Origin of the sequence: Streptomyces sp. ACA25 (genome assembly GCF_028200735.1) — a bacterium.
In the GTDB taxonomy this organism is placed as follows: Bacteria; Actinomycetota; Actinomycetes; order Streptomycetales; family Streptomycetaceae; genus Streptomyces.
The window spans coordinates 39,827-55,673 of sequence record NZ_JAQKPV010000012.1 but is presented as its reverse complement, the minus strand read 5'-3'; the positions used below and the strand labels follow the sequence as shown (position 1 = coordinate 55,673).

At 70.9% G+C, this 15,847-nt stretch carries 13 protein-coding genes and 1 other RNA gene; 2 read left to right on the top strand and 12 right to left on the bottom strand.

Annotated elements, in window-relative coordinates; genetic code table 11:
* Positions 1-321: 321 nt before the first annotated feature.
* The 6 genes from PJ985_RS18165 to PJ985_RS18140 all read right to left on the bottom strand — a co-directional run bounded on the left by PJ985_RS18165 (position 322) and on the right by PJ985_RS18140 (position 8,232).
* Positions 322-2,628 carry a HelD family protein gene (locus tag PJ985_RS18165; protein WP_271684871.1) on the bottom strand — a complete coding sequence of 769 codons (2,307 nt, stop codon included), beginning with the start codon at positions 2,626-2,628 and terminating at the stop codon, positions 322-324.
* A gap of 81 nt (positions 2,629-2,709) precedes the next feature.
* On the bottom strand, positions 2,710-3,915 hold the full coding sequence (locus PJ985_RS18160) for a uroporphyrinogen-III synthase (protein WP_271684870.1): 1,206 nt from the start codon (positions 3,913-3,915) through the stop codon (positions 2,710-2,712).
* Positions 3,916-4,040: 125 nt separating this feature from the next.
* Positions 4,041-5,441: a nitrate/nitrite transporter gene (locus PJ985_RS18155; RefSeq protein WP_271684869.1), complete on the bottom strand. Its 1,401-nt coding sequence runs from the start codon at positions 5,439-5,441 to the stop codon at positions 4,041-4,043.
* 171 nt (positions 5,442-5,612) lie between these two features.
* Positions 5,613-6,602 carry a DUF1015 family protein gene (locus tag PJ985_RS18150; protein WP_271684868.1) on the bottom strand — a complete coding sequence of 330 codons (990 nt, stop codon included), beginning with the start codon at positions 6,600-6,602 and terminating at the stop codon, positions 5,613-5,615.
* Complete coding sequence (locus PJ985_RS18145; RefSeq protein WP_271684867.1) at positions 6,592-7,869, bottom strand: ATP-grasp domain-containing protein; 1,278 nt, start codon at positions 7,867-7,869, stop codon at positions 6,592-6,594. The genes PJ985_RS18150 and PJ985_RS18145 overlap by 11 nt, the downstream gene beginning before the upstream one ends.
* 81 nt (positions 7,870-7,950) lie before the next feature.
* The gene (locus PJ985_RS18140) at positions 7,951-8,232 is read right to left on the bottom strand and encodes a hypothetical protein (RefSeq protein WP_271684866.1); all 282 of its coding nucleotides are present in this window, start codon (positions 8,230-8,232) and stop codon (positions 7,951-7,953) included.
* A 160-nt stretch (positions 8,233-8,392) separates the two neighbouring features.
* Between PJ985_RS18140 and PJ985_RS18135 the strand changes: the two genes are divergently transcribed.
* Entirely contained in the window at positions 8,393-9,376 is a 984-nt protein-coding gene (locus PJ985_RS18135; protein ID WP_271684865.1) for a helix-turn-helix transcriptional regulator, read from the top strand.
* A 125-nt stretch (positions 9,377-9,501) separates the two neighbouring features.
* Here the strand turns inward: PJ985_RS18135 and PJ985_RS18130 are convergent, their stop codons facing one another.
* The 6 genes from PJ985_RS18130 to ftsE form a co-directional block, all read right to left on the bottom strand.
* Positions 9,502-11,382, bottom strand: coding sequence for a penicillin-binding transpeptidase domain-containing protein (locus PJ985_RS18130; protein WP_271684991.1), 1,881 nt, complete (start codon positions 11,380-11,382; stop codon positions 9,502-9,504).
* A 118-nt stretch (positions 11,383-11,500) separates the two neighbouring features.
* Positions 11,501-11,872: a transfer-messenger RNA gene (gene ssrA, locus PJ985_RS18125) on the bottom strand.
* Between the two features lie 142 nt (positions 11,873-12,014).
* Positions 12,015-12,494, bottom strand: a complete 480-nt coding sequence (smpB, locus tag PJ985_RS18120) for an SsrA-binding protein SmpB (RefSeq protein WP_271684864.1) — start codon at positions 12,492-12,494, stop codon at positions 12,015-12,017.
* A 71-nt stretch (positions 12,495-12,565) separates the two neighbouring features.
* Positions 12,566-13,717 (bottom strand): S41 family peptidase, encoded by a 1,152-nt coding sequence (locus tag PJ985_RS18115; RefSeq protein ID WP_271684863.1) that lies wholly within the window; start codon positions 13,715-13,717, stop codon positions 12,566-12,568.
* 78 nt (positions 13,718-13,795) lie between these two features.
* On the bottom strand, positions 13,796-14,707 hold the full coding sequence (ftsX, locus tag PJ985_RS18110) for a permease-like cell division protein FtsX (RefSeq protein WP_271684862.1): 912 nt from the start codon (positions 14,705-14,707) through the stop codon (positions 13,796-13,798).
* A 35-nt stretch (positions 14,708-14,742) separates the two neighbouring features.
* A complete protein-coding gene (gene ftsE / locus PJ985_RS18105; protein WP_271684861.1) occupies positions 14,743-15,432 on the bottom strand; it encodes a cell division ATP-binding protein FtsE in 690 nt (229 codons plus the stop codon).
* Positions 15,433-15,639: 207 nt separating this feature from the next.
* Here ftsE and PJ985_RS18100 point away from each other — a divergent pair, with 207 nt between their 5' ends.
* Positions 15,640-15,834, top strand: coding sequence for a hypothetical protein (locus PJ985_RS18100; RefSeq protein ID WP_271684860.1), 195 nt, complete (start codon positions 15,640-15,642; stop codon positions 15,832-15,834).
* The last annotated feature ends 13 nt before the right edge of the window (positions 15,835-15,847 follow it).

Sequence of the window (15,847 nt, the reverse complement as noted above, 5' to 3'; positions counted from 1 at the left end):
CTACCCACGGGTACGAGGTAACGGGCGATCGGCCGCGAAAAAGAGAGCTCCACCCTACGAGAGCCCCGGAAACAGCACCGGCGGCGCCCAGGGACGGTGCGCGCGCACCCGGACACCACGACGGCGGGTGTCCCTCGCGAAGGGAACACCCGCCGTCGTCGACACGGTTCGGTGACACCGGCCCGCCAGCTCGCCTCGCGGCAAGTGGCCGCTCGTAGCGGCTATGGTTGGGCCCGGGGGCATGGATCGGGCCGGTGCCGCTTCCAGGCTAACAAACCCCGGCGGCCGGACTCCAGGATTCCGGAAAGCCGGTGTGCGGGCTCAGTCGGCGAACTCCCGCAGCAGGTCGGGGACCCCGTCGGCGTCGGGAAGATCCTCCGGGCCGGACAGCACCACAAGCCGCTGTGTCGCCCGGGTCAGCGCGACGTACAGCACCCGCAACCCGGCCGGGGACTCGTCGGCGATCTCCGCCGGCGACACCACCAGCGTCGCGTCGTACTCCAGGCCCTTGGCCTCCAGGCTGCCCAGAGTCACCAGCCGGTCCCCCAGGCCGGCGAGCCACCCCCGTGCTTCTTCGCGACGCGCCATCGCCACGACCACTCCGACGGTGCCCTCCACCTCGGCCAGCAGCCGCCCGGCCGCCTCCCGCACCGCCCCGGGAAAGTCCTCCCCCACGACTGCGAAGCCGGGCTCGGTCCCGGTGGCCCGCACCGCCCGGGGCGGGCGGGAGCCGGGCATGGCCAGGGCCAGCACGCGGGAGGCCACGGCGGCGATCTCCGCCGGGTTCCGGTAGTTGACCGTCAGCTCGAACTGCCGCCGCGGCCTGCGCCCGAGCGCCGCCGACCGTTCCTCGGCGGCTTCCGCCGGGTCCGACCAGGAGCTCTGTGCCGGATCCCCGACCACCGTCCAGGTGGCTTGCCGACCGCGCCGGCCGACCATGCGCCACTGCATCGGGGTGAGGTCCTGGGCTTCATCGACGATGATGTGCGCGTAATCGGTGCGCTCCTGCTGATCCCGCCCGGCCGGGCTGCGGCGGCGGGCGGTCCGGTCTGCGAAGGTGGTCACCTCGCGCACCTCGAGCTCGGCGAGCAGGTCCTCCTCGGTCGGCTGCTTCGGGCGGGCCGGCGTGCCGAGCATGACCCGCAGCTCGTCCAGCAGCGCCACGTCGTGCACCGAAAGACCGGTGCCCTCGGGGCTGATCCGGCGCAGCGAGCGGGCCAGCTGCCGCACCTCGCGCTGCGGGAACACCCGCCGCGCCCAGCGGTCCAGCCGCCGCGGGTCGGCCATCGCCCGGAGCACCTGCAGCGGGGTGATCTCGGGCCACCAGGCGTCCAGGAACTCCTGGAACACGTCCTCGTCGCCGACGTCCTCGTTGAACGCCTCCTTGGCCTCGGCGGCGAGCGCTGCCTCGGTGTAGCGGTGCGGGCCGCCGGACTTCTCCCACAGCGCGTCCAGCAGCAGGCGCCGGGCCCGCGGTCGCAGCAGGTTGACTGGTGCGGTGCCGGCAAGGGCGGCGGCCCGCACCCCGCTCAGCTCCTCGGCGTCCAGCTCCACCCGGGCGTTGAACGCCACGACGCGCAGCCGGGCGGGCTGGTCACCGTGCTGGAGCGTGCCGCGTGCCGCACGGTGGAGGATCCGGGCCATCCGGGCGGAGCCCTTGATCCGGGCCACCGCCTGGTCGTCGTAGGCGTCCGCCTCGGCCCCGTCCAGCAGGGAGCCGAGTGCCCGGATGGCCACCTGCCCCTCCTCACCGAGGGACGGCAGCACCCCCTCGGTGTAGGAGACCAGCAGCGGGGTGGGGCTGACGATCAGGATGCCGCCCGCGTAGCGCCGCCGGTCCTGGTACAGCAGGTAAGCCGCGCGGTGCAGGGCGACGGCGGTCTTCCCCGTGCCCGGGCCGCCGCTCACCTCGGTGACGGACACCGCGGGCGCTCGGATCACCTCGTCCTGCTCGGACTGGATGGAGGCGACGATGTCGCGCATGGTGTGCTCGCGGGCCCGCCCCAGAGCGGCCATCAGCGCACCGTCTCCGACGACCGGCAGCTCGGCACCGTCAAGGAGCGCGCGCACCCCCGGCTGCAGCAGGTCGTCCTCCACGCTGACCACCCGGCGGCCCTTGCTGCGGATCACCCGGCGGCGGACCACCCGCCCCGGGGCCACCGGGGTGGCCCGGTAGAAGGGCGCGGCCGCGGGCGCGCGCCAGTCGACGACCAGCGGAACGTAGTCGGCGTCGAGCACGCCGAGCCTGCCGATGTGCAGGGTCTCCGCGATGTCCGCGGTGCTCACCCCGCGGTCCTCACGGACGGCGTCGTCGGCAGGCTCCACTGAGGTCTGGGCCCCGTCGGGGCCGCGCACCCCGTCCTTGCCCGCGAGCAGGTCGATACGACCGAACAGGAAGTCCTCGAACTCACTGTTCAGCCGATTGAGGTGCACGCCCGCGCGGAAGACCTGGGCGTCCCGCTCCACCAGTGCCCCGGGCGTGCCGACCTGCACCCGTTTGGCCGCGTCGTCCATGAGGAACTCGGCCTCGTGGATCTTCTCCTCGAGCCGTTTGTACACGGCGTCCAAGTGCCGCTGTTCGCCTTGGATCTCCCTCTCCCGGACGTCCAACGCAACGGCCCCCTTCATCCACTGGGCTAGGCAGCCGTCCACCGTACATGGGTTTCGGCCCGGTGGATCCCACCCTGCGCCGCCTTCCGGCCGGCCCCGTCAGCCGGTGTACTTGTCGCTCACGGCTGCCGGGTCCACGGCGAGCCGGTAGCCGCGTTTGACAACGGTCTGGATCAGCCGGGGGGCGCCCAGCGCGCTCCGCAGCCGGGCCATCGCCGTCTCCACGGCGTGCTCGTCCCGGCTGGAGCCGGGCAGGGCCCGCAGCAACTCCGCACGCGGCACCACCCAGCCCGGCCGGCGGGCCAGCGCGCGCAGCAGCGCCATCCCGGCGGGCGGCACGGGACGCAGCTCACCGTCCACGACGACCGCGCGCCCCCGGATCTCCAGCTCCCGGCCCGCCACCGGATGCGTGCGGGCCCGGGCGGGAAGCTCCGCGCACAGCAGCTGGACCAGCGGGCCGAGCCGGAAGCGTTCGGGGTACCGGAGCGGGACGGCGTGCGCCTCCAGTGGGAGAGCGGTGACCGGGCCGACGCAGACGGTCAGCACATCGCCGCGCAGGGCGTCCAGCAGCTCGTCGAGCTGACCGCGCCGGGCGGCCCGGTCCAGCAGCGAAGCGGCCGCGGGGGCGCTGGTGAACGTCACGGCGTCCAGGCCCCGCGCCACTGTCGCGTCGATGAGGCGGTCGACGGGGGTGAGGTCCTCGGGTGGCAGCCACCGGTAGACGGGCACATCGATGACTTCGGCACCGGCGGCGCGCAAGGACTCGATGAAGCCGGGGAGCGGCTCTCCGTGGAGCTGGAGGGCGATCCGCCGGCCGTCCACCCCCTCCTCCAGCAGCCGGTCCAGGACCTCGGCCATCGACTCGGAGGCGGGCGACCATTTCTCGGTCAGGCCGGCCGCCCGGATGGCCCCGCGCACTTTGGGCCCGCGAGCCAGCACCTCGGCCGCTCCGAGGATGCGCAGCAAGTCCTCCCCGATTCCCCATCCCTCGGCCGCGGCGACCCAGCCGCGGAAGCCGATGGCGGTGGTGGCGACCACCACGTCCGGGGTGGTCACGACGAGCTGCCGGGTGGCGTCCAGCAGACGGCGGTCGTCGGCCAGCGGGACGATCCGCAGCGCCGGTGCGTGCTGCACCTCGGCACCGCGCCGCTCCAGCAGTGCGCCGAGCTCCTCCGCCCGGCGGGCGGCGGTGACCCCGACGGTGAAGCCGTCGAGCGGCCGGACCGGCTGGGCCGCCGGGTCACCGCGGGTGCCGGCCCCGCGGGCAGGGCCCTGCGGATTCTTCGTGTCGTTCGTGTGGTGCATGGTGGTGATCGCTCCGCCCGTCCGGTACACGGGATCCGAGCCTGTCAACCCCTCGTGACAGGCCCGGATCCGCGTGATGTCGTGCGTGTTACGTCCGCTGCGGCAGCGGAGAGGCTGCTTCGTGTTCAGACTCCCACAAACGCGGCCTGCCGCTGCGGTGCGTCCGCGTCCGCGGACTCCTGCGGGTCCGCGGCCCGGGTGCGCCGCTTGCCCTGCCGCAGGTATACGTACCAGGTGACGGCGAAACACAGCACGTAGAAGCCGAGGAAGGCCACGAACGCCGAGGTGCCGGTCCCCTGGGTGAGGAAGGACTGCCGGAACGCGAGGTTGATGCCCAGCCCGCCGAGGGCCCCGACGGCGCCGATCAGCCCGATGGCCGCGCCGGAGAGCCGGCGGCCGTAAGCGGCGGCAGCCTCCCCGGTGAGGCCCAGTGCCACGGCCTTGGCGTGATAGATCCCCGGAATCATCTTGTAGGTCGAGCCGTTCCCGAGCCCGGTCAGGACGAACAGGGTGACGAAGCCCGCCAGGAAGACCGGCAGGGACTCCTGGATCGAGGCGATGATCACCAGTCCGGTGGCAGCCGTCATCGCGGCGAACGTCCACAGGGTGATGCGGGCGCCCCCGAACCGGTCGGCGAGCGAACCGCCGACGGGCCGGATCAGCGAACCGAGCAGAGGGCCGATGAAGGTGAGCGAGGCGGCCTCCAGCGGTGTCCGGTCGAACTGCGTCTGCAGCACCAGTCCGAAGGCGAAGCTGTAGCCGATGAAGGAGCCGAAGGTCCCGATGTACAGGAACGACATGATCCAGGTGTGGGCGTCCCGGACGGATTCCCGGGCCGCTCCGGTGTCGTTGGTCACCGGGGCGAGGTTGTCCATCCAGCGCCAGGCGCAGTAGGTGGCCAGGATGATCAGTGGGATGTAGGCGCCCAGGAGCACCCGGGGCGAACCGTCACCGACGGTGGCGATGACCAGGAGCCCGGCCAGTTGCACGGCGGGCACTCCGATGTTGCCACCACCGGCGTTGAGACCGAGGGCCCAGCCCTTCCTGCGCAGCGGGAAGAAGGAGTTGATGTTGGTCATCGAGGAGGCGAAGTTCCCGCCTCCGACCCCGGTCAGGACCGCCACCAGCAGGAAGGTGGTGTACGAGGTGCCGGGCTCCATCACGAACCAGGCGGCGAGGGTCGGCAGGAGCAGCAGAGAGGCAGCGATCACCGTCCAGTTGCGGCCGCCGAACCGGGCCACGGCGAAGGTGTAGGGCACCCGCACCACGGCTCCGACCAGAGTGGCCACCGCCACGAGGAAGAACTTCCCCGCCGCGTCGATGCCGTACTCCGGCCCCATGAAAAGCACCAGGACGGACCACAGGCTCCAGATCGAGAAGCCGATGTGCTCGGAGAGGATCGAGAAGCCCAGGTTGCGCCGGGCGATCGGCTCACCGCGGGTCTTCCAGAACGTCTCGTCCTCGGGATCCCACTCGTTGATCCAGCGTCCGCCTCGGCGGCCGGCAGGGGTGGTGGTGGCTGGCATGGTGCCTCCGCGGTCCTCGGTCAGCTGCGTCTGCGCGTGATTGCTTGCTGATCCGAAGGTAGGGAGGCCGCGTTTCCGGTCCGTGGCCGGAGAGGTGACGCCGACGAAACCTTGCACTCACCCGGTGAGGGAGCGGCCGGTGAGAAGCGGGCCGGGGCCCGGCCGGAACGCTCAGGCCAGGCGGGCGAGCAGGTCCGGGAGGGGCTTGGGCCCCACACAGGTGCTCTTACGGGGCATGCCCGCGCCACTGGCTGCGCCCGCCCACACCTGGTTCCAGGTGGGGGAGGGCAGAATCAGCCCGACCTCACCGGTGGAAGGGTAGTCCGTGAGGTAGCGGGGTTTGGGCAGGATGCCCTGGTCCTCGCACAGGGCCGGTATCAGCACGTGGTCACTGACAGCCGCGTCCAGCTCCACCCATTCCGAGGGGAGGCGGCGGAGCCTGCTGGCCATGGTGGCGCCGGAGATGGCCGACACTTCCCAGGTCTGTCCCTCGCCGGTGAGCAGGAAGCTGCCCCGCGAAGGCGGCGGGCAGCTGCCGCGCGGGCGCCTGCGGACCCGGGCGAACCGGGAGGCGGAGCGGACGGCCCGGGCGAGGTCCAGACCGGGCAGGGCACGGTGGGTGGCCGACAGGGTCAGGGGGTGCCGGGCGTGGTCGACGACGAGGGCCGGTACCCGGCCGCCGTCCGGCCCCTGGTGAGTCCGGTGCAGCCGGCGCGCGGCCTCCAGGCGGTGGTGGCCGGCGGCGAGCAGCAGCGGCCCGAGGGCGGGTGGGCTGGCGGTCCAGCGGGGGTCGGCGGTCCACAGCCGCAGCTCTCCCCCTTCCGGTGTCTCCAGCACCGAGTCGGGCTGCAGTTCCGTTGCCGTCCGGACGCACTCGTGGAATCCGCCCAGGTCGGGGGCGGCCAGCAACAGTGGGTCGCTGCTGCCGCCGCGCTCCCGCAGCAACTGGGTCTGCAGCCGGACCTCCGACTCCCCCACCTGCTGGTGGCGGAGCACATGGCCCGACTGCGTGGCCTGCAGGTCGAGGGAACCGATCACGCCACGCTGCTGCACCGCGTCGAAGGGGTCGCGGCGTTCCAGGATGTAGTGCGGGATGAGCAGATCGGTGCGCGGTTCGGGTGTGCTCGGCAGAGCCTGTGGGGAGAGCACGTCAGACAGCACTGAGTTCCTCTTCCATGGTGGCTTCGGGGGCCGGGGTGGCCCGGTGAGCCGGCCCCAGGGCGGGGCAGAGGGTGTCGACGGCCGAGTGGAACACCTCGGCCAGCTCCTGCGGGCTGGAGCCGATCGCGGTGAGGACGCCATGCCCGGCGGCCCGGCTGGTGGCCGCCGGCGCATGGCTGTCGCTGTACCCGATGATCTCGATTCCGGCGACCCCGGGCAGGTTCCGCGCCTCTTGCGCGCTGTGCATGCTGTGGCGCATCTCTGCCACCGAGAGCGGCAGGAAGCGCACTCCCGCGTACCGGTCCCGGGGTTGGGGGGCCGGTTCCGGCAGCCCGAGCACAGTCGCGAAGGTCAACGCGATGCGGTCGGTCCCGGTCGCCAACTGCAGCAGGTCGCTGAGGTGGTCGCTGCCGGGGTGGGCATGGGACTCCACGAGCCTGGGCCCGCTGGAGGTGATGATGATCTCGGTGTGTGAGGGTCCGGTGCGGTGTCCGGCCGCGTCGAGGGTGGCGGCGACCAGCTTGTGCACTTTGGACAGCGTGCGCTTGCCCAGTCCGGCCGGCAGGTCGTAGCCGGTGTCGACGCAGTCGGGGACACCGGTGGTGTACCTCCGCGTCACGGCCAGCACGGTGTGCCGGCCGGCCCGGCTGTGTGCTTCCGCGGTGTACTCCGGTCCTTGCAGGTCCTCCTCGATGATCAGAGCGGACTCCGGTGCCAGCTGCCTGGCGAGGGCTTCTGCATCAGCCACGCCGTGCAGCCGGTGCACCCCCTCGCCACCTGAGCCGGTGCGAGGCTTGACCACGCAGGGGAAGCCGACTCGTGAGGCAGCCGGCACCAGGTCCGCGGCCCGGTCGCACCGCTCGAACCGCACGGGGGTCGCGGTGAGCTGGTTGACCCGGTCCCGCAGGGCGGCCTTGTCCGTGAGATACGCGACCGCCGCGTGCGGATTGCCGGGGAGACCCAGGGCCTCGTTGGCCCGGGCCGCCACCAGGGCGGCGGCTTCGCCGAATCCGAACACCGAGGCGCGCGGTGCCAGTGCCGGGGACCTCAGCGGACTGTCCGCGAAATGGCTGATCGCGTCCAGCAGTCGAGGGTGATCGCGCCAGTCCACGGCGAGGGCCTCGTCCGCGGCAAGCGCGGCCTCCCGCACGTGGGGGGACGAGAGGTCGGATGCCAGCACGAGGCTGCGGGCTCCGACTTCGCGTGCGGCTCGGACATCCGAGGGCCGTGGACTGAGCAGGACGGCGGTGGGTGTGTGGGGTGTCACCGGACCGCCTCCTTCGACTGAGGTGCTGATGGGGGGGACGACTCACGAGGAGCCCCGAAACCGGCCTGTGGCGCCGGGAGGTCAGTCCCAGGCGTTGCTGTCCGGCGTGATGGTGTCCCAGGCGTTGCCGTCGGAGTCGGCGTTGTCCCAGGCGTTGCTGTAGGGGGTGACGTTGTCCCAGGCGTTGCCGTCCGGTGCGACGCTGTCCCAGGCGTTGCCGTCCTGGTTGGTCACCAGTGGCGCGCTGTCCCACGCATTGCTGTCCGGTGCGGCGCTGTCCCACGCGTTGCCGGCATGTGCAGCGCCGGCGGCGGCTACCGAGATGACCAACGCCGCAGCTGCGGTGATAGCTATCTTCCTCACGAGTTCCCTCTTCCATCTCCATACGAGCCAGCCGGGATGGCATGCTGATGCTGTCGATGTTCACGAGCATTCGCGGGGAAGTCGATAGAATGGCTGTGGCGTCATCATGCCTGGCGGATTCGCGCCAAGGGTGGTTCGACGCCGTTCGAGGAAGAAGAGCGTGCGCGAATCCGGCGAAATAGATGAGGCAGCCACCCAGGTCTACCGACTCCGCGTGCTGCACCCCACTGACTCGGTGGAGCATATAGCCGGCCGGGCCGGGCTCGCAGTCGAGCAGGTGGTCTCGGCGGAGGCCCGCCTCACAGCACTGGGGCTGCTGCGTCCTTCACCCGGTGGCGGCTGGGTGGCCATCAGCCCGGAGAGTGCGGCCGATGAGCTCCTGGCCCCTGCCGAGCAGGACATCCTCCAGCGCCGCATCGCCATGGCAGCCACCAGAGCCCGCCTGCACGCCCTGTCCGGCGACTACCTCGAGGCCCGCAGCCTGCGGTCCTCCACGAGCAACATCGAGGTCATCAAGGGGATCGAGAACGTCCGGGCCGTCATCGACGATCTGGCCCGCACCTGTTCGCAGTCCCTGGACACCATGCACCCCGCGGGAGGGCTGAGCGAGGCCGCCATCCACGCCGCGGCACCGCTCGATCTGGAGACCCTCGCCCGGGGCGTCAGGATCCGCACGCTGTTCCAGCACAGCGCCCGGAAGCACTGGCCCACCGTGCAGTACACCTCGAAGATCACCGCGGCCGGCGCCGAGATCCGCAGCAGCAGCGTGCTGCCGTCCCGGATGCTGATCTACGACCGGATCTGCGCCGTGCTGCCCATCGACCCGGAGAACACCGGCGCCGGCGTCGCGCTCGTCCGGGACTCCGCCGTACTGGGCTTCGTGCTCCGGCTCTTCGAGCACTACTGGGAGCGCGCTCTCGACTTCTCGGAGGAGGAGCAGGAATCCGGGCCGGCCCCGACCGGAGTCGAGCGTGACGTCCTGCTGCTGATGGCGGTGGGCAAGAAGAACGAGGCGATCGCCCATCAGCTGGGGCTGTCACCGCGTTCGGTCAGCCGGATCGTGGCAAACCTGATGGACCGTCTGGGCGCCGACAGCCGCTTCCAGGCGGGCGTGCGCGCCGCCGTGCACGGCTGGCTCTCCTGAGAGTCGGCCTGCCCCGGGCTCAGCAGCGCAGCAGCCGGGATGACGCTGATCCACCCGCGGTGGTGGCGCTCACCGGACGCGCTCCCGGCCGGGCACCCGGTGAGCGGCCCGGCAGCACCGGATGATCAGCCGAGCCCACGCAGGAACGCGGCTGCGACCGGGCCGGCGTGCGAGCCGCCGGAGCCACCGTCCTCGAGCAGGACGGCGAAGGCGAGATCATCGTCGCCGAGGAAGCCGACCATCCAGGCATGGGTGGAGAGCTCGCCCTCCTCGTCCGCCGCGAACTCCGCGGTGCCGGTCTTGGCGTGCGGGCTTCCCGGCACGTCACGCAGTGCCGAGGCGGTGCCCTCGGTGACGGTCGCCCGCATCATGGTGCGCAACTGGCCGAGGGTGTGCTCACTGAGCGACGGTGCTGCCGCCGAGGGCTCCCGTGCCTCCCCGGGCACCAGAACGGGCGGGTGGAACTCGCCCGCTGACACGGTGGCCATCGCCCCCGCCATCACCAGCGGGCTGGTTTCCAGCCGGGCCTGACCGATCAGTGAGGCGGCCAGATCATTCGCTCCGTCCGCGACCGGCACACTGCCGGAGAACGCGGCGGCACCGGTGTCCCAGTCGCCACCGATGCCGAACGACTCGGCGGTGCGGTGCAGGGTGTCGTCGTCGAAGAGGTTCCGGTTCTCGATGTACGCGGTGTTGCAGGAACGGATGAACACCTCGTGCAGGGTGGTGTCCGGACCGAGCTCGAACTCGTCCTGGTTGTGGAACTGCTGCCCGTTCACCTCGGCGTACTTCGGACAGCCCAGCACCTCGTCGGAGGACAGGCCCTGCTCCAGCAGCGCGGCGGTGGTGACCACCTTGAAGCCGGACCCCGGGGCGTAGCGGCCCTCGGCGGAACGGGCGTGGCCGACGGGGTGGTCCGCGAGCGCGAGGATGTGACCGGTCGAGGGCTGCACCGCGACGATCGAACCGCCCTGGTCCAGGTCCTCCAGGGCCTCCTCCGCGGCCTGCTGCACCCGGACGTCGATCGTGGTGACCACCGGGGTGCCGTCCGCGCCGCCCTCACCCTCCACGAGAGTTTCCACCGCTTCGGCCGTGTCCCGGTCGGCGATCACCACGGAGGCATCCGGGGTACCGGCCAGCTGTTCGTCGTAGCGGGCCTGCAGGCCCGAGGTGCCCTCGCCGGTGTCGGCGTCGACACCGCCGATGACGGACCGGGCGTGGTGGGCAAGCGGCCGGGAACTCTCCTCGAGCCGGATACCCGCGTCCGCGGAGAGCTCCTCCCGGTGCTCCTCGTACACCGCGTCACGCACGGTGATGACCGGTACGGCCTGGTCGGGATCGGCCTCCTCGACCCGTTCCGCGAGGGCCTCCAGATCGACCCCCACGTCCATGGCCCCGATCGTCCCGTAGACCTGCTCGGCGTCCTCCAGGAGGGCGGGCCAGAGGGAGATGCTCCAGACGCGGCCGGTCGCGGCCAGCTCGCTGCCGTCGGCGGCCAGGATGGCGGCACGCTCGGGATGGTGGACGGTCCGCAGCAGGGTCTGCCCCTCCTCGAGACCGGGATGCAGCAGGGCAGGGTCCCAGCGCACCGTCCAGGGGCTGTCGGCGTCGTCCGTGGCGATCAGCGTGGCGGTGGAGTCGAACCGCCACTCCCCCAGCCCGTCCCCCAGTTCGTAGACCGTGGTGAACCCGATGGTGACCTCGTCACTTCCGGGCACCGGCTCCGGCTCGCCCAGGTCCTGGAAGGAGCGGGACTCCGGGGCGAGGTTCCGGTTCACCGACTCCAGCAGCGACTGCGCCGCCTCCGGGTCGTCGGTGTGCCGCGCGGCGGCGGCCTCACCCTCGGGGGTCCAGGCGTCGAGGAACTCCTGCGCCTTGGCACGGGCGGTGTCCTCGTCCTCCCCGTCTCCGCGGAGCAGCCAGAAGAGCACTCCTGCGGCCACTGCCAGCAGCACCGCCCCCGTGATCACCAGAACCTTGCGCACAGCCGTCTCCCCCAGCCCCATACGTGTCAAGTCACCACACAGTACACAGGCGTACCGACAGCAGAACGGCGAAAGGCCCCGCTGCCTGGGCAGCGGGGCCTTTCGCCTCACATGGGGACCGCTCCGGCACGGAGCGGCGTCGTGGAGATGGCGGGAATCGAACCCGCGTCCAGCGGTGCAGAAGGAGGGCTTCTCCGAGCGCAGTCCGTTACGCTTTTCTCGGCCCCGGAGATCTTACGGACGAGTCTCCGACGGGCTCAGTCACTGTTTGATGTTCCGCCGACTCCCGTGACCGGAGCTGACGGTGGAGTTCCCTAGCTGATGCCAGGACCCGGGTCGGGAACAGCCCCGGACTGACACCTCACCAGTCGCTGCTCAGGCAGCGAGGGTGAAGGAATCGCGCTTTTGATTGGCGATTATTTTTTTGCGACACATGGTTAACGAGATCATTGTCGCCTTCCTCGGCTCGCTTCCCCTGCTTCAACAGTCGCTGTCGAAACCGATCATCCCCATGTTGAGTTAACAAGCGGCTCCACGCGACCATTCCCGCCCGGTCGCCGTCGCCAGGATCCATGATACGGGACGGGACCCCCGCAGGGCCAACCCTTATGGGCGGGCCGCGCCGGGTCGGGCGGACCGTCCCCGGCCACGCCTCAGGCCCGCTGCCGGCGACGGACCGCCGAGATGACCCGCTGGGCCTCCCGGGTGTCCTGCTTCTCCCGCAGCGTCTGCCGCTTGTCGTACTCCTTCTTGCCCTTGGCCAGGGCGATCTCGACCTTCACCCGGCCGTCGACGAAGTACAGCTGGAGCGGAACCAGGGTGAAACCGGTCTCCTGCATCTTGCCGACCAGCTTGTCGATCTCCGCCCGGTGCATGAGGAGTTTGCGCCGACGGCGGGCACTGTGATTCGTCCAGGTGCCCTGGGTGTACTCCGGGATGTGCACGTTGTGCAGCCACGCCTCCCCGCCATCGAGCTGCGCGAAGCCGTCGACCAGCGACGCACGGCCCTGCCGGAGCGACTTCACCTCGGTGCCGGTCAGCACCAGGCCGCACTCGTAGGTGTCCAGGATGTGGTAATCGTGCCGCGCCTTCTTGTGCTGCGCGATCAGTTTGCGACCCGTCTCTTTAGCCATGACCAGCCCATCCTACGGGTGCGGACCGATCTTCCCCAATGCTTTCCGCACCCGTGCCCGCCATCCGGGGATCAGGAGGCCACGCGCAAACCGGCGAGCACGCCCGCGGCCCGGGTCCCGGCATCCTCACCGGCTTCGACGACCACGTCGGGCACGATCCCTCGGCCCTCCTCGACGACCCCGCCCGACGGCATGACGAACTGCCCCACGGTGAGCTCGGCGACGGAACCGTCCGGCTGCTCCACCGGCATCTGCACCGTGCCCTTCCCGAAGGTCGGCCTGCCGACCACCACGGCCCGGTTCCGGTCCTTCAGGGTGCCGGCCAGCAGCTCGGCCGAGCTCATCGTGCCGCCGTCCACCAGCACCACCAGGGGCGTGCCGGTTCTCCCCCCGGACTCGGCGAGCAGCGCCCGCTGGCTGCCGTGCACGTCGTAGGTGGCGACCACCCCGCCGTCCAGGAACACCGAGGCCGCCAGAGCTGCCTCGCTGATCAGCCCGCCGGCGTTGCCCCGCAGATCCAGCAGCACCCCGTCGTCCGCCGGGGCGCTCTCCACCGCCGCACGCAGCAGCTCGGCCGTTCCCTGGGTGAACGCGGTCACCCGGATCCGGGTGACCGCCGGCAGGTCCCGACTGACGAACACCGACTCGGTGGCGATCCTGGCCCGCTCCACCGCGGACTCCCAGTGCTGTCCTTCGCGCTCCAGGCCGAGCAGCACCGCACTTCCGGGACCGGCGGACTTGTCGCTGCCGCGCAGCTTGGCCACCGCGTCGGTGACCGGACGGCCGTCGAGCGGAACGCCGTCGACGGTGCGCAGCGTGTCCCCGGCCCGGATACCCACCCGCTCCGCGGGGCTTCCCGGCCTGACCCGGCTGACCTCTATCCGGCCGTCGGGCGTGCGGTTCACGGCAATCCCCGTGCCGATGTACTCGCCCTCCAGGGACAGCCGCAGCGCTTCGTACTCCTGCGCCGAGTAGGCCGCCGACCACCGGTCCCCGCTCCGGCTCACCAGCCGGGCAGCGTCACCGGCCGGGTCGTCCTCGGCCACGTCCACCCGCTCGGGGGCACCGGCCGACGTGACCGCGGCCGAGCTGCCGTCGTCCCCGTCCGCGCTCCGGGAAACCCCCACCGTGGCCCCGGCAGCCAGCACGGTGGCGAGAACACACCCCAGGGCCGTTGCCCGTCGGGCCGGCGGGACCACTGCAGAACGAGACGGACTCGACATGCTGCGGAGTGTAGGACAGCAAGAGGCGGCACATCGAGGGGCGGTGGAGGCTCGCGGACGTGATACATCACATCCGCGTCACACCTTCAGGTACTTGCGCAGAGCGAATAGAGCTGCAACGGAAGGCATCAGCGCACCGACCGCGAGGATGAACGGCAGAACCGAGACCACCGCGTCCCAGCCGACGAAGTCGATGACCAGGATGCGTTCGTCCAGGAACCCGTCCACCAGGAAGTACTTGCCGCTGATCAGCAGCAGGCAGGCGAGCAGCCCGCCGATCAGCCCAGCGATCGCGGCCTCCAGGATGAAGGGCATCTGGATGTAGAAACTGGAGGCACCCACCAGGCGCATGATGCCCGTCTCCCGCCGTCGGCTGAAGGCGGAGACCCGGACGGTGTTGACGATCAGCAGCAGCGCCACCACCAGCATCAGGGCCATCAGGCCGAGCGCCGCGATGTTCACGCCGTTGAGCAGCTGGAACAGATTCTCCAGCAGGGCGCGCTGGTCCTGGACGGACTGCACCCCGTCCCGTCCGGCGAACGCCCCGGACACCACCTCGTACTTCTCCGGCTCCGTCAGCTTGACCCGGAAGGACTCCTGCATCTGGTCCGGCGTCACGACCGCGGCGATCGGGGAGTCGCTCTGCTGCGCCTGGTAATGCTCGTACGCCTCTTCGGCGGACTCGTGCCAGACCTTGTCGACGATCGCGTACTCGTTGAGCTCGGCCTCGATCTCCTCACGCTGCTCGTCGGTGACCGCCCCCTTCGCACAAGCGGGGTCGCTCTCCGCGTCGTTGCTGTTGCAGAGGAAGATCGACACCTGGACCCTGTCGTACCAGAAGTCCTTCATGCTGCTGACCTGCTCACGGGCCAGCAGCGAACCGCCCAGCAGCGAGAGCGACAGAGCGACGGAGACAATGACCGCCAGGGTCATGGTGACGTTGCGGCGGAGACCGACCCCGATCTCCGACAGGACGAACTGGGCGCGCATGGCGTCCTTTCAGTGCTCGAGGCTCAGGGCCAGGATCAATTCTGGTAGCCGTAGACGCCGCGGGACTGGTCGCGCACGAGGCGGCCCTTCTCGAGCTCGATCACACGCTTGCGCATCTGGTCCACGATCTGGGCGTCGTGGGTGGCCATGACCACGGTGGTACCCGTGCGGTTGATCCGGTCCAGCAGCTTCATGATGCCCACGGAGGTCTGGGGGTCGAGGTTGCCGGTCGGCTCGTCGGCGATCAGCAGCATCGGGCGGTTCACGAAGGCCCGGGCAATCGCCACCCGCTGCTGCTCACCGCCCGACAGCTCACCGGGCATCCGGTCCTCCTTGCCGCCCAGCCCCACCAGGTCCAGGACCTCGGGCACCGTCTTGCGGATCTGCCCCCGGGACTTCCCGATCACCTCGAGGGCGAAGGCGACGTTCTCGCCCACCGTCTTGTTGGGGAGCAGACGGAAGTCCTGGAACACGGTGCCCAGCTGCCGGCGGATCTGCGGCACCTTCCAGTTGGAGAGCCGGGCGAGGTCCTTGCCGAGTACGTGCACGGAACCGTGGCTGGCCCGCTCCTCCCGCAGGACCAGCCGCAGGAACGTCGACTTGCCGGAGCCTGAGGAGCCCACCATGAAGACGAACTCGCCCCGCTCGATCTCCAGCGACACCTCGCGGAGAGCCGGTGCGTTCTGCCGGGGGTAGGTCTTGGAGACACTGTCGAATCGGATCACGGTTACACCACGCCGGGACTGGGTAGATGCGGCGGAAGCACTGTGCGCCTCCCCCTTGGTGGGGCAGACCTTACGCGAAGCTGCGGACAGCCCGCAGGCGGCGTCCCTTCTCACCCGCATTCGTCCTTTTTCGCACGGCCCTCTGCCGCGGTCCGGCCCCGAGCCTGGCACAGTGGGCAGGGAGGGGACAGGAGAGGAGGCGATCACATGACCGCCGAATGGCTGGTGTGCGCCAACTGCGCGGGGCGGGTGAGCGAGGGCCGGTGCTCCTCCTGCCGGGCCCAGCTGGCCCGGCTGCGGCAGGAACGCAGCCCCTGGGCCTTTCTGGCCGGCCCGGCAGGTCTGGTCGCTGTGCTGCTGACCCTGGCAGCGGTGGCTTTCCTGGCCGTGCGGCCCGCCTGACCCGCAGCACACC

Bases quoted from the DNA above. Each gene is read 5' to 3' on its own strand.
- PJ985_RS18130 (WP_271684991.1), bottom strand. From the start codon at position 11,382: ATGGGGCTGGGGGAGACGGCTGTGCGCAAGGTTCTGGTGATCACGGGG.
- PJ985_RS18155 (WP_271684869.1), bottom strand. From the start codon at position 5,441: ATGCCAGCCACCACCACCCCTGCCGGCCGCCGAGGCGGACGCTGGATC.
- PJ985_RS18115 (WP_271684863.1), bottom strand. From the start codon at position 13,717: ATGTCGAGTCCGTCTCGTTCTGCAGTGGTCCCGCCGGCCCGACGGGCA.
- PJ985_RS18100 (WP_271684860.1), top strand. From the start codon at position 15,640: ATGACCGCCGAATGGCTGGTGTGCGCCAACTGCGCGGGGCGGGTGAGC.
- PJ985_RS18165 (WP_271684871.1), bottom strand. From the start codon at position 2,628: ATGAAGGGGGCCGTTGCGTTGGACGTCCGGGAGAGGGAGATCCAAGGC.
- ftsX (WP_271684862.1), bottom strand. From the start codon at position 14,707: ATGCGCGCCCAGTTCGTCCTGTCGGAGATCGGGGTCGGTCTCCGCCGC.
- PJ985_RS18160 (WP_271684870.1), bottom strand. From the start codon at position 3,915: ATGCACCACACGAACGACACGAAGAATCCGCAGGGCCCTGCCCGCGGG.
- smpB (WP_271684864.1), bottom strand. From the start codon at position 12,494: ATGGCTAAAGAGACGGGTCGCAAACTGATCGCGCAGCACAAGAAGGCG.